Raw genomic sequence first — 12,525 nt, 5'->3', positions numbered from 1 at the left:
GCGGGATTACACAATAAAATATCGCATTAGTAAATATGAATAGAGTATAAATGATGCTATTTGATTAATTGTCTATCGATAATTTGTTTTTTATCCGTTTCAGCGTTGATAGCTTTTTGGGTGGTAGTGAATGCAAGTAAATACGATAAAAAGGCCGTATTTACTTGAGATTTTTCAGTAGGAGTAAAGTTTATTTCGCGAATACTTCTGTGAAATCACGCTTAAGAATTGGATCACGACGTGCTTTTTTAATTTGCTTAACCATATCTTTAACGCAGTTGTGCAGAACCTGATCCAGCAGTGTTGCACGGTACTCTTCTTTATCTTGCTCAGTCATGTCTTTTGGTAAATTTAATGTAGGAAATTCTTCCATCACGTTCATACCAGCGAAAGCTTGGCTAACAGATATCAGAGCATGAAATTGTTCAAAATTATCTAAAATATTCTGTGCACTTTTCGGTAGACCGTCCCATGATTCACGAACGACTTCCTCTGACACTTCATGAATTGACACTATCATAGAGTGCATTTCAGCAGGGATTTCATCAAATTCAATCACCTGACGAAGTTCAACAGAGATTTCATTTAGATCTACTTTTTCAGGGGCAGTTTGTTCTGCTTCAGACATGGTTTTCCTCGACTCTTTATAAAGGGGAGCAATGCTATGAGTTAAATGATGAATGTCAATTATAATTTAGTCAATTATTGAGTGAAACACAGTAAAACCTATGCTATATCTGATAGTGGCTGAAATAAACATAACGTATTCATACTTATAAGATTATAGAGTGAGTTGATGAAGATACTTCTGGTGGACGATGTACAGGTAGATAGAATACAGCTTGCGATTCGCTTAAAACAGCTCGGACATGAGGTTGAGAGTGTTGATAGTGGCTCGGCTGCTCTGAATATTTACGCTTCCTTCGAACCAGAGTTAATTATTCTTGATGTGTCGATGCCCGATATGTCTGGCTTCGACGTCTCTCGAGAGATTCGAGCGCGTTTTAAAGACTGGGTGCCGATTATCTTTCTTAGTAGTCACGACGAGCCTGAAATGATTGCACAGGCTATCGAGGCAGGTGGAGATGATTATCTGACCAAACCCGTAGAGAAACTGGTCCTGACGTCGAAACTTTTGGCGATGCAACGTATCGCGGATATGCGTAGCGAACTCAAAGCAACAACGGCTGAGCTGGAGAAAGTGAACACCCGCTTGAAACAGCAAGCACTCGAAGATGCATTGACTCAGGTACACAACCGTCGTTACATGGATGAAAAGCTTCAGGAAATGATTTCAGTTCACGGACGTCACCAACTTCCCCTGACTGTGATACTTTTCGATATCGACCGCTTCAAACAGTTTAATGATAATTACGGCCATACAGAGGGGGATAAGTGTTTGTTCCGCGTCGCTCAGACGATCATGAAGTTATTCTCGAGAGCGGGAGAATATATGGGACGTTATGGTGGAGAGGAATTTGTTGTTTTTCTTGGGCATTGTGACCAAGCTGGAGCCATTGAGGCTGCTGAGCGAATAGAGAAAGGCATTCGTTCTTTGAATTACAAACACGAATACAGTGATGTGGCCGATCATATTACGGTCTCACAGGGTATCATTTCTCTGATCCCATCGGGTAAAGAAACACTTAACCGTATCTATGATATGGCCGACGATGCGTTATATCAGGCCAAAGAGGCAGGAAGAAATCGATATTCTATGTGGAAAGAGTCTGAAGGGAAAAGGGCTCAGACGCATCGCTGAGCACCTAATCGTCAATTCTTGTGGTATCTATTTTTGGGCAAATAGATAGGTACGGTAACCGCCCAGTAAATTTCGCGCTGTATAGCCGTTGTTAACCAATTGACGATACGCTACGTTGCCACGCAAACCCACCTGGCAGTAGATGATAATTTCCTTGTCTTTAGGCAGTTCATGCATGCGTTGACGTAACTGGTCGACCGGAATATTGATTGCGCCTTTAAGATATCCAGCTTCAAGCTCTCCTGGGTTACGTACATCGAGTAGCAATTGATTTTCGTTCAGGTGATCTATTTCGTCATAGTGGATAGCTCTGCTGTCGCCTTTCATCAGGTTACTTGCTACAAAAGCAGCTTGGTTAATGACATCTTTGGCACTGCCATAAGGCGGAGCATACGTCAGCTCAACATGCTGTAATTGTTCTACTGTCATACTGGCACGCTGAGCGACGGCGAGTATGTCGATACGCTTATCGATTCCATCTTTCCCCGCAGCTTGAGCCCCTAAAATCTGTCCGTTCGTTGGGTTGAAAAGCAGCTTTAAAGACACGACTTCCGCTCCCGGATAATAACTAGCATGACTTGCTGTATGGACATAGACTTTTTCGTAAGGTGTACCCAGACGTCTCAGTTGTTTTTCATTTTTGCCAGTTGAAGCTATCGCGAGGTCAAAAATTTTACAGATTGCGGTGCCTTGAGTACCTTTGTACGTTTCACTGCGCCCTAACATATTGTCTGCTGCCATGCGACCTTGTCGGTTCGCAGGGCCAGCCAACGGAACAATGGTTTGCGTACCTGTCACAAAATCTTTTTCCTCTATCGCATCACCGACAGCATAAATTGAAGGATCACTTGTTTGCATTGCGTCATTCACGAGGATGCCACCCAATTCTCCTATCGTTAAGCCTGCTTGCTTCGCTAGGGATACTTCAGGCTTAACGCCAATTGCCATGATTAGTATATCAGTTTGTATTGTGTCGCCAGTGCTGAGAGAAAGAGTGAGTGTTCCTTGAATATGATTGCTTTTGCCACTTTCACCTTCGTCAGAACTGCTCATATGATCGAGAGGGACGTACTCGACACTTTGTAAAGCTGTATTCAGACGCAGGTCAATGCCTTTTTGTCGAATTTCTGCATGAGCAAATCCTGCCATTTCACGATCGACAGGTGCCATAACTTGATCTCCTAGTTCAAGAAGAGTGGTACTGATTCCACGCTGATGGAAGGCTTCCATCATCTCAAGTCCAATAAAACCGCCACCTACGACCGTCGCATGCTTAACCTGATTAGTGTTAAGTGTTTGAATTATTTTATCCATATCAGGGATGTTGCGCAGCGAATGGGTTAACGGGGTGTCAACACCAGGAATTGGAGGCACGACAGGGGAGGCTCCCGGGCTTAATAGAAGATAATCATAGTCAACATCATAAGTTGAGCCATCGAGCAAATTTTTTACGGTGACCGACTTTGCTTCTCGATTGATAGTGCAGACTTCAGTCATTGTTTTTACATTTACATTGAAACGCGCCAGAAAGCTCTCGGGTGTTTGTAATATGAGGCTACTACGTTGTTTTATATCACCACCTACGTGATAGGGTAAGCCGCAGTTAGCGAACGAGACAAACTCATTTCTTTCGAACATGGTTATCTCAGCCTCTTCACTTAGGCGTCTGGCTCTAGCAGCGGCAGACGCTCCACCAGCAACACCGCCAACTATAACGATTTTAGTCATAACAATTCTCTCTCATTATTTGTATACAGAAATTCGTTTATTTAAAGCCCAGTTTTCTAAGAATCGCGATAGCAGGGCAAATACCAGTAAATGCACTTTGAACTAAATTTAGGCCAATAAATACGGTAAACCACATAAAGTTTGGGTGGACAAATTGAGTCAACAAAACAGAAATTAACACCATACAACCAGCAAATACTCTTAACGCATTTTCAATATTCATACACTGAGCTCCTATGGGAATGTGTTATTAACATAGCATATAATTTAGAAATATCTAAATTTAAATAATCTAATTTAGTATTGACTAAATTATATGGTTGTATATTATCAATATTGTCTTTATGCGAGGGCTTGGTGATGGCAAAACGTGATGTTGATATGAAAAAAATGAAAGAGAACGCCCAAGAAGTTTCTGAGCTACTGAAGATTCTCTCTCATCCAGAGCGCTTGATGGTGTTATGCCAACTGACTCAAGGCGAAATGGGTGCTGGATTATTACAAGAAAAATCAACACTAAGTCCATCCGCATTCTCGCAGCATCTATCGGTATTGCGAAAGCATGACCTTGTTGTTGTAAGAAAAGAAGCTCAGCAGGTTTTCTACTCACTAGCGAGCAATAAGGCCGCTCAGGTTATATCGAGCTTACAGGGCATATTCTGTAAATAAATAGGAGGAAGTACACGTGCATGATATTGAGTTGGCATTGATTGGAGGGGCATTACTTGGTGTATCAGCAAGCTTATTGCTTTTCTTTAATGGCAAAATAGCGGGCATCAGTGGAATTTTGAGTTCGGCAATCAATCCAAGAAAAACCTCCTTTTGTTGGAGCATTCTTTTTTGTATCGGATTAGTTGGTGGTGGCGTTCTGGCTCATCAATTATTTCCAACGATTTCTATTGGTCACATTGGTAATAACATAGCAGTGATCGTACTTGCAGGCTTGTGTGTGGGTGTAGGAACTCGTTTGGCAAATGGGTGTACAAGCGGACATAGTATTTGTGGGGTTGGACGTTTTTCGATTCGTTCGATAGTGGCAACAGTTATTTTTATGTTTGCTGCATTCATCACAACCTATATAAAATTGCATTTGCTATAAATGGTATTGTTATGAAAACATTTCTTTTTTACTGTGTCGCAACCTTGTGTGGGTTGATATTCGGCATGGGAATGGTGATTTCTCAGATGGTTAACCCCGATAAAGTGATTGGATTTCTCGATATCACTGGCGATTGGGATATGACGTTAATGTTTGTCATGCTCGGTGCGTTAATGGTGTTTACTCCTTTCTTTTGGTTCATCGTTCGTCAGCGTGCGAAACCATTATTAGCGGAGGCATTTTCCATATCAAATTTCAAAGCTGTGAATGCGCGATTAGTGATTGGCGCGAGCATATTCGGAATAGGCTGGGGAATCGCTGGGGTCTGTCCTGGCCCTTCTTTGACTAGAATCGGACTGGGTGGTGCTGATAGCGGATTATTTTTTGTTTCGATGATATTGGGACTCGCTGTCACACAATGGTTGCTAAATAAGCACAATGAGAAAAAAGAACGCTATAAATTATCGTTAGATCATAAGTAATTATATCCGCTATTGCCGATGGGGCTGAGGAGTAAAGTATGAGTTCGTCAGTATTCAAAAAGACGGGTATAGCTATATTAACTTTTATTTTGGCCCCAGTGTTTACCTTCGCTGCAGACATTGAGTATATAACCGTGGAAAAAAAGCCGGTTATGCAAAATCGCCAGTTTGATGGTGTGGTTGAAGCTGTTCATCAGGGAACTGTCGCAGCTCAAACATCAGGTCGAGTTATTACGGTTCATGTCGATGTCAACGATAAGGTAAATAAAGGTGATGTTTTGCTCGATATCAGCAAGACCGAGCAAACAGCTGCGTTAGATGCCGCAAATGCAAACCTATCTTCGGCAATCGCTCGCAACGATGACGCACAAAGTCAGCTCGAGCGTTATAAACAGCTCTACCCCAAAGGCGCTATTTCGCGTCAACAAATGGATTCATCGATAGCTAATGCAAAAAGCGCACGAGCAGCCGTAAAAGCAGCACAAGCGTCGGTTGAAAGTGCAAAACAGTCACTTGGATATACCAGTATTCGTGCTCCATATGATGGTATTGTGACGGAAAGACTGGTTGAAATGGGCGAAACGGTTTCGGTTGGTATGCCACTACTGAGTGGCTATGGAACGCACCCACTTCGTTTGACCTTTGATATACCACAACAATATCGGGATTCCATTAAAGATATCGCCCAATTTACTGTCGAAACGTCAACTGGTGAAAAGATACAGCCAGAAAGCTTTCAAGTTTACCCATATGCAAATAAGCAAACACACAGTTTTACTATTCGGCTGTTATTACCGGATGACGCAACAGATCAATATAAGCTTGTCCCGGGATTGTGGTTAAAGGCCAACATCAACACTGGTGAATCGCTACTTATGATGGTACCTAAATCTTCTGTCATGACACGAGGTGAGCTAAGCTCTGTTTATCGTTTATCCGGTAACAAAGAAATTCTTAATCCCATTCGAGTCGGTCAGCAAGTTGGCGATCAAGTAGAAGTCCTGTCTGGTCTCGAACTCGGGGATCATATTGTTAAAAATGCCTACCGTTTAGAGAGGTAAAACAATGGATAAAGCGCTTGGTATATCGGGAAAAATTGCCCGTCTTTTCCAGAAATCAGCGATCACTCCTTTGCTTGCTTTGGTTGGTCTGTTAATGGGCATTTTTGCTCTATGGGTGACACCAAAAGAAGAAGAGCCGCAAATTGACGTTACGTTCGCAGATGTTTTTATTCCATTTCCCGGCTCTAGACCCTCTGAGGTTGAGAGCCTTGTGACAAACTCAGCAGAACAAGTGATCTCTGAGATTCAGGGGATTGATAACATCTATTCTTTCTCGCGTCCTGATGGCGCGATTATTATCGCAGTTTTTAAAGTTGGAGTCGCGCGTAACGATGCGGTAGTAAAAATCTACAATAAATTGTATTCCAATAAAGATTGGCTCCCAACGGGAATAGGGGTTGGTGATCCTATCATCAAACCAAAGGGTATCGAAGATGTACCGATTGTTGGGATTACACTGAGTGATCCGGAAGAAAAATTGGGCTTAGTCGAGCTGACAAAGGTTGCTCATGGTTTAGAAACAGAACTCAAACGCGTTTCTGGTACTCGGGATATTTACACGATTGGTGGGCATAATGAGATCGTTGATGTCAGAATTGATCCCGTGCGTTTAAACAGCTTCGGTTTAACCCTGAGTCAGGTGAAAAATGTATTGAAAGCGGCGAATGCAAGTTCTACTCAGCTCTCGATGACATACGATAACATTCAGGTGCCTGTTCAAATTGGTCATTACTTAAGTGACATCAATAGTGTCAAAAACTTATTAATTTCAGTTGTTAACGGCTCCCCTGTCTACCTTAATGATATTGCATCTATAGAACAACAGGCTGACGTTCCTACCCGCAATGTTTGGACAAGTGATAAGAATAACGTCTATCCTGCTGTGACAATTGCAGTGGCAAAAAAAGCGGGTGAAAATGCGGTAGATGTTGCCGCAGCAGTGGAGAAAAGACTTGAAAGTTTGCGCAATACGCTAATCCCAAATAGCGTTAATATCGATATAACCAGAGATTATGGTAAGACTGCGCTTAGTAAAAGTAACACACTGATTAGTAAATTGATTTTTGCTACTTCGGCTGTTGTTTTACTCGTCTTAGTGGCAATGGGGTGGCGAGAGGCGATTGTCGTTGGAATGGCAATCGTTGTGACGTTGATGGCGACATTATTTGCATCGTGGGCTTGGGGGTTCACTCTAAATCGAGTGTCATTATTTGCCCTCATATTTTCTATCGGAATTCTGGTCGACGACGCGATTGTCGTCGTAGAAAACATCCACCGTCATATGCAGATAAAAAGTGGTAGGTTATCGACTTTGATACCCTCTGCGGTCGATGAAGTAGGCGGACCAACTATTCTTGCCACGCTAACCGTCATTGCGGCACTCTTACCTATGGCATTTGTATCAGGGTTAATGGGACCGTACATGAGCCCGATCCCAATAAATGCTTCAATGGGGATGATTATTTCTTTGGTGGTCGCTTTTGTCTTCTCCCCTTGGTTATCTGGCAAATTATTAAAAGCGAATAGCGAGCATTCAGACGATACTAAATCGTTATCGTTCTTCTATCGAGTGATGTCACCCTTTGTCGAATCAGCTAGACAACGCCGTAATCGTTGGCTCCTCGGGTTAGGTATTATCGCTTTATTGTTATCGACTCTTATCTTACCTCTGACCCAGCTCGTTGTGATGAAGATGCTGCCGTTTGATAATAAATCGGAATTCCAAGTGATTCTCGATATGCCTGACAATGCCCCCTTAGAGAAGACTCAGCGCGTACTAATGGAAATGGGGCAAGTATTGGATCAAGAAGAATCGGTACGTGATTATCAAATCTACGCAGGTACAGCAGCCCCAATTAATTTCAACGGATTGGTTCGTCACTATTTCTTACGTGAGGCACCTAACCAAGGCGACATTCAGGTCAATTTATTGGATAAGGGTCAAAGAGACTCGAGTAGTCATGAAATAGCGAGCATGATTCGTCCCAAGTTAAATACGATTGCAGAAAAATTCGGCGGTAAAGTAAAAGTCGTTGAAGTACCGCCCGGACCACCCGTTTGGTCACCAATTGTTGCTGAAGTTTATGGTCCCACCCATGAGATTCGTAAACAAGCAGCGCAAAAAATTGAAAGCGTATTTCGGCAAACTCCCGATATCGTTGATGTTGATATTTATTTACCAACAACGACTGAAAAGTGGCAGGTAAAGATTGATCGCACAAAAGCCGCGCATTTTGGGGTGAATTATCAGGATGCGGTAACGTCTCTAGCCTCGGCTTTAGGTGGAGAAGCGGTAACGTATTTACACAGTGATACCAGCAAGTATCCGGTACCTATCAAAATACAGGCGAGTGAAGATGCAAAAGTTCGTTTAGATAAGTTGCTGTTATTGAAAGTGAGTGGTATGAAGGGACAGCTTTATCCGTTGTCTGATTTTGCAAGAATTGTGCGTGTATCTAATCCTGATTATATCGTTCATAAAAACCTATTACCGATGATTATGGTCGTTGGTGATATGGCCGGTTTCATCGACAGTCCGCTTTATGGCATGTTTGAAATCGGTAGTCGCATAGCGTCCCTACCTTTTAACGTTGATCAGAATTATATCAATCAGCCTTCAGGATTGAATGGTATTGGAATACTGTGGGACGGCGAGTGGAAAATTACATATGAAACGTTTCGAGATATGGGTATTGCCTATGGTGTGGGCATGATATTGATCTACTTGCTGGTGGTTGCACACTTTAAATCTTATATAGTGCCATTGATTATCATGTCGCCAATTCCATTAACCATCCTCGGTGTTTTACCTGGTCATGCTTTGTTGCACGCTCAGTTTACGGCGACATCGATGATCGGGATGATAGCGCTCGCCGGGATTATTGTACGCAACTCTATTTTGCTGGTGGACTTTATCAATTATCAGTTACAAGAAGGAGTAGGGTTGTCTACTGCGGTAATTCACTCTGCAGCTGTTAGAGCAAAACCCATTATTCTAACTGCTTTAGCAGCGATGATTGGAGCAATGTTTATTCTAGACGATCCAATATTTAATGGCTTGGCGATCAGTCTTATCTTTGGCATTCTCGTTTCTACACTTCTTACTTTGGTTATCATTCCGATTCTTTACTATTCGTATATGAGGCGAATTGTACAGGCATAATGATAATGAAGAGGCTCCTTTGCCAAGGAGCCTTTCTACTTATATAAATATCGATTGAATTATTTATGTAAATAAAAATACTTATCATTTATATTAATGGTTATTGGCTAGTAATAAGGAAATATAAATGAGTGATTCAGTTGAGCGTGTCTATCCAATGAGGTTAGAGTTCGTCAGAAAGCAAAACATATCAAAAAGTCTCATCAGGGTGACGGTTACAGGCGATAGACTCAACGAGTTTCCTGATAACTGTAATGGCGCACATATCAAAGTATTCTTTCCCAATATTGAATCGGGAGTTCTACAACTGCCAGTGAGAGAAGGTAAGGTGGTTCATTGGCCTGAACATAAACCTGTTGCTCGGGCCTACACTGTACGTCGGTATTGCGCTGAAACTCGTGAATTGGATATCGATTTTGTTGATCATGGCGATATTTCTGTGGGGTCCAAATGGGCGCGAGAAGCTGAAGCGGGTTCTGAATTGGGTCTCGTTGGACCTGGTGGTCCTAACCCACTAATGAAGCCAGCCAAATGGCATTTAATGGCTGGAGATTTAACGGCTGTGCCTGCAATCAGTGCGATTTTGGAAGAGCTACCTGAACAAGCAAAGGGCGAAGTGTTCATTGAGGTAGATGATATGGCAGAAAAGCATGATCTGGTACATCCTGAAGGAATCACTGTTTTCTGGTTGAAAAGAGAAAACGGTAAGGAATCCCCCTTGATTAACGCGTTAGCTGAAGCAAAGCTTCCTCAGGATGATATAGACCTATCAGCATTCGTTGCAGGGGAAAATGCTGCGGTTGTCGGGTGTCGTAAAATTTTAGGAAAGCAGCACAACCTTACGCGGAAGTCGATGTATGCGATTCCCTACTGGTGCCGTGGTAAAAATGAAGAGGCGTACCATCATGATCGACACGCAGTGATGGATGAAGAATACTAGTTATCTATCGTTAACTCGTTGTGATTCTGTCTGTAAAACGGTAATGTCACTACATGTGACTGATTAGCGAAAGGCAGACAATGCAAGTACATGAATGCGTATCTTTTTTACTCATCAAAGACGATATGATTCTCCTTGAAACGAGATCTCAGGATAAGGCTACGGATCCTGGACTGATTGCAATACCGGGCGGGCACATGGAGTCAGGAGAGACGCAATCAGATACCTTACAGCGTGAAATTAAGGAAGAACTCAATATTGAGGTAGAAAAATATCAGTACTTATGTTCGCTCTATCATCCAACAGCAGAGTTGCAGCTCATTCACTACTACATCGTTACTGATTGGTCGGGTGAGATTATGGCGCTTGAAGCGGAAAACGTTAATTGGTATTCCATTATCAAAGCGCCTATTGATATAGAAGCTGATCTCAGAGCTTTATCGGAACTAAGTCGAGTAGGGGCGTATTTACTTAGCTAGTTTTTTTGCAGAACTTAGTCTCTATCATCTATGTAAGGATTCAAGAGGGCCTTATCAATCTCTGACAGACGATCTTCCGCAGTACTCGCCTGATGCCAATAAGGATAAAGCAACGGTGGTCGGCTGACTTTATCCAATCTCAGCAACTCCTCACCAGTGAGCGAGACATTACATGCGTTTAGGTTATCTTTTAGCTGGGCTTCTGTTCTGGCTCCAATCACAACCGATGATACGGGGGCGCGACTGAGTAACCAAGCCAAAGCAATCTGAGCGGGTGAAATACCTCTCTGCTCAGATATATCCAAGAGGACATCGATAATATCGTAGAGTTTTTCAGTATCGTACACTGGAGGTTCCTGCCAGCCCTGAAGGTGTCTGGCGTCGCTTGGGCCTTCTTTATTCCGCTGGTATTTTCCAGATAACAGCCCACCGGCTAAAGGACTCCATATCAGTACGCCAACGTTTTGATCCTGAGCAATCGGTAATAACTCGTATTCGGCTTCTCGGGCTTGCAATGAGTAGTGGATTTGTTGTGAGATTGGGCGGAGATAATGATGTAAAGCAGATTCTCCCAATGTTTTCATTAGCTGCCAACCTGTGTAGTTAGACACACCGTAATAGCGGATTTTCCCACTTCGTACTAAGGTATCCATGGCCTCTAACGTCTCATCAACGGGTGTTATGCCATCCCACTCATGAATTTGATAAAGGTCGATATAATCGGTGTTCAGTCGTTTTAAAGACGCCTCGCATGCTTTGATAATATGATATCTTGATGCACCGCCTTGGTTGGGTCCCGAGCCTGTGGGGAATCTCAACTTGGTCGCGATCAAAATATCATTGCGGATATTACTAACAGCCGCACCTAATATTTCCTCTGACAGTCCGTCAGAATAGATATCGGCTGTATCATAAAGGTTGATTCCTGCATCCATACATAGGCCTATTTGCTTTTTGGCTTGTTCTAAATTTGTGTTGCCAACTTGAGCAAATTTCCCTTGTCCTCCAAATGTCATAGTACCTAAAGTTAGCGCGGATACTTTAAGTCCAGAATGACCTAACTGACGATATTCCATTATGTACACTCCCTGATTTCATTCTTGCATTGTTCGAATAAATCCTTAGTGAAAGATCTAGACTATCAGAGACAATGATGGGGTTAATGTGCGCTCATACACACTAACCCAATAAGAAATTAGTGGCATTTAATACTATGAAAGCGCACTATATTTTCTCATATTGGTATGTCGAGTGTCGGAAAGGCCTATGAATCAAACACAAAAGAAAGGATATGAGCAGTGTATGGCTGTAGATTCGTCAGCTATCGTATTCGAGATTACAGAGAGTGAAACCACTTTTTATTTATCGATGAGCGAAACAAAAACAATGCCTGTCGGCTATGAATTAGTCAGTTCGCGTTTTTTTCGACACACTCCCCCTAATGCGGATGATATCGAATATGGTATTAATTATATTGAAGATGAAATTGCCAAGGTTGTTCATTCAATACCAAGTCAAGAGCGGTCTTTAATAACTTCTACTAGCTACGTTAAAAATCTGGCGAAATTGTGTGCTATCCCCGAAAGGAACGTTATGGATTTGTCCACGCGTCAACTCGAAAATCTTTTTAGCCAATACGCAGAGATCGTTATTGGTAGACCTCCTCGTAGCGATGAACCAGACACGTCTGCAAGATTCTTTGCCCAGTTACTGATTTTACGGGAGTTTATGCATCACTTTAAGGTCGAAGGTATCAGGGTTGTTAAGTGAATTTTACTTTAGCCTTTACTGCAGGTTATTTGTATGTCGTT

At 42.4% G+C, this 12,525-nt stretch carries 13 protein-coding genes; 9 read left to right on the top strand and 4 right to left on the bottom strand.

Annotated elements, in window-relative coordinates; genetic code table 11:
• Nucleotides 1-190: 190 nt before the first annotated feature.
• Nucleotides 191-628 carry a DUF3069 domain-containing protein gene (locus tag EES38_RS12545; protein ID WP_124937550.1) on the bottom strand — a complete coding sequence of 146 codons (438 nt, stop codon included), beginning with the start codon at nucleotides 626-628 and terminating at the stop codon, nucleotides 191-193.
• A 168-nt stretch (nucleotides 629-796) separates the two neighbouring features.
• Between EES38_RS12545 and EES38_RS12540 the strand changes: the two genes are divergently transcribed.
• Nucleotides 797-1,762 carry a GGDEF domain-containing response regulator gene (locus EES38_RS12540; RefSeq protein WP_124937549.1) on the top strand — a complete coding sequence of 322 codons (966 nt, stop codon included), beginning with the start codon at nucleotides 797-799 and terminating at the stop codon, nucleotides 1,760-1,762.
• Nucleotides 1,763-1,789: 27 nt separating this feature from the next.
• Here EES38_RS12540 and EES38_RS12535 read toward each other — a convergent pair whose 3' ends face one another.
• Both EES38_RS12535 and EES38_RS12530 read right to left on the bottom strand, forming a co-directional pair.
• A complete protein-coding gene (locus EES38_RS12535) occupies nucleotides 1,790-3,490 on the bottom strand; it encodes an FAD-dependent oxidoreductase (protein WP_124937548.1) in 1,701 nt (566 codons plus the stop codon).
• 37 nt (nucleotides 3,491-3,527) lie between these two features.
• Nucleotides 3,528-3,713: a YgaP family membrane protein gene (locus EES38_RS12530; protein ID WP_124937547.1), complete on the bottom strand. Its 186-nt coding sequence runs from the start codon at nucleotides 3,711-3,713 to the stop codon at nucleotides 3,528-3,530.
• A gap of 137 nt (nucleotides 3,714-3,850) precedes the next feature.
• On the opposite strand from EES38_RS12530, the gene EES38_RS12525 reads away from it, so the two are divergent.
• The 7 genes from EES38_RS12525 to EES38_RS12495 all read left to right on the top strand — a co-directional run bounded on the left by EES38_RS12525 (nucleotide 3,851) and on the right by EES38_RS12495 (nucleotide 10,714).
• Entirely contained in the window at nucleotides 3,851-4,159 is a 309-nt protein-coding gene (locus tag EES38_RS12525) for an ArsR/SmtB family transcription factor (protein WP_124937546.1), read from the top strand.
• 16 nt (nucleotides 4,160-4,175) lie between these two features.
• Nucleotides 4,176-4,589 (top strand): YeeE/YedE family protein, encoded by a 414-nt coding sequence (locus EES38_RS12520; protein WP_124937545.1) that lies wholly within the window; start codon nucleotides 4,176-4,178, stop codon nucleotides 4,587-4,589.
• An 11-nt stretch (nucleotides 4,590-4,600) separates the two neighbouring features.
• The gene (locus EES38_RS12515; protein ID WP_124937544.1) at nucleotides 4,601-5,071 is read left to right on the top strand and encodes a YeeE/YedE family protein; all 471 of its coding nucleotides are present in this window, start codon (nucleotides 4,601-4,603) and stop codon (nucleotides 5,069-5,071) included.
• 38 nt (nucleotides 5,072-5,109) lie between these two features.
• Nucleotides 5,110-6,132 (top strand): efflux RND transporter periplasmic adaptor subunit, encoded by a 1,023-nt coding sequence (locus EES38_RS12510; RefSeq protein ID WP_124937543.1) that lies wholly within the window; start codon nucleotides 5,110-5,112, stop codon nucleotides 6,130-6,132.
• A gap of 4 nt (nucleotides 6,133-6,136) precedes the next feature.
• A complete protein-coding gene (locus EES38_RS12505; protein WP_124937542.1) occupies nucleotides 6,137-9,295 on the top strand; it encodes an efflux RND transporter permease subunit in 3,159 nt (1,052 codons plus the stop codon).
• A 127-nt stretch (nucleotides 9,296-9,422) separates the two neighbouring features.
• A complete protein-coding gene (locus tag EES38_RS12500; protein WP_124937541.1) occupies nucleotides 9,423-10,235 on the top strand; it encodes a siderophore-interacting protein in 813 nt (270 codons plus the stop codon).
• Between the two features lie 80 nt (nucleotides 10,236-10,315).
• Nucleotides 10,316-10,714, top strand: coding sequence for an NUDIX hydrolase (locus tag EES38_RS12495; protein ID WP_124937540.1), 399 nt, complete (start codon nucleotides 10,316-10,318; stop codon nucleotides 10,712-10,714).
• A gap of 14 nt (nucleotides 10,715-10,728) precedes the next feature.
• Here the strand turns inward: EES38_RS12495 and EES38_RS12490 are convergent, their stop codons facing one another.
• Nucleotides 10,729-11,790: an aldo/keto reductase gene (locus EES38_RS12490; RefSeq protein WP_124937539.1), complete on the bottom strand. Its 1,062-nt coding sequence runs from the start codon at nucleotides 11,788-11,790 to the stop codon at nucleotides 10,729-10,731.
• 190 nt (nucleotides 11,791-11,980) lie between these two features.
• On the opposite strand from EES38_RS12490, the gene EES38_RS12485 reads away from it, so the two are divergent.
• Nucleotides 11,981-12,484 (top strand): hypothetical protein, encoded by a 504-nt coding sequence (locus tag EES38_RS12485; RefSeq protein WP_124937538.1) that lies wholly within the window; start codon nucleotides 11,981-11,983, stop codon nucleotides 12,482-12,484.
• The last annotated feature ends 41 nt before the right edge of the window (nucleotides 12,485-12,525 follow it).

The sequence above is a fragment of the Vibrio viridaestus genome, assembly GCF_003856525.1.
Taxonomy (GTDB): Bacteria; Pseudomonadota; Gammaproteobacteria; order Enterobacterales; family Vibrionaceae; genus Vibrio; species Vibrio viridaestus.
The sequence above is the reverse complement of the archived record's forward strand: the minus strand, read 5'-3'. Positions and strand labels throughout refer to the sequence as shown.

Bases quoted from the DNA above. Each gene is read 5' to 3' on its own strand.
- EES38_RS12495 (WP_124937540.1), top strand. From the start codon at position 10,316: ATGCAAGTACATGAATGCGTATCTTTTTTACTCATCAAAGACGATATG.
- EES38_RS12515 (WP_124937544.1), top strand. From the start codon at position 4,601: ATGAAAACATTTCTTTTTTACTGTGTCGCAACCTTGTGTGGGTTGATA.
- EES38_RS12540 (WP_124937549.1), top strand. From the start codon at position 797: ATGAAGATACTTCTGGTGGACGATGTACAGGTAGATAGAATACAGCTT.
- EES38_RS12500 (WP_124937541.1), top strand. From the start codon at position 9,423: ATGAGTGATTCAGTTGAGCGTGTCTATCCAATGAGGTTAGAGTTCGTC.
- EES38_RS12490 (WP_124937539.1), bottom strand. From the start codon at position 11,790: ATGGAATATCGTCAGTTAGGTCATTCTGGACTTAAAGTATCCGCGCTA.
- EES38_RS12485 (WP_124937538.1), top strand. From the start codon at position 11,981: ATGAATCAAACACAAAAGAAAGGATATGAGCAGTGTATGGCTGTAGAT.
- EES38_RS12525 (WP_124937546.1), top strand. From the start codon at position 3,851: ATGGCAAAACGTGATGTTGATATGAAAAAAATGAAAGAGAACGCCCAA.
- EES38_RS12530 (WP_124937547.1), bottom strand. From the start codon at position 3,713: ATGAATATTGAAAATGCGTTAAGAGTATTTGCTGGTTGTATGGTGTTA.
- EES38_RS12505 (WP_124937542.1), top strand. From the start codon at position 6,137: ATGGATAAAGCGCTTGGTATATCGGGAAAAATTGCCCGTCTTTTCCAG.
- EES38_RS12510 (WP_124937543.1), top strand. From the start codon at position 5,110: ATGAGTTCGTCAGTATTCAAAAAGACGGGTATAGCTATATTAACTTTT.
- EES38_RS12535 (WP_124937548.1), bottom strand. From the start codon at position 3,490: ATGACTAAAATCGTTATAGTTGGCGGTGTTGCTGGTGGAGCGTCTGCC.
- EES38_RS12545 (WP_124937550.1), bottom strand. From the start codon at position 628: ATGTCTGAAGCAGAACAAACTGCCCCTGAAAAAGTAGATCTAAATGAA.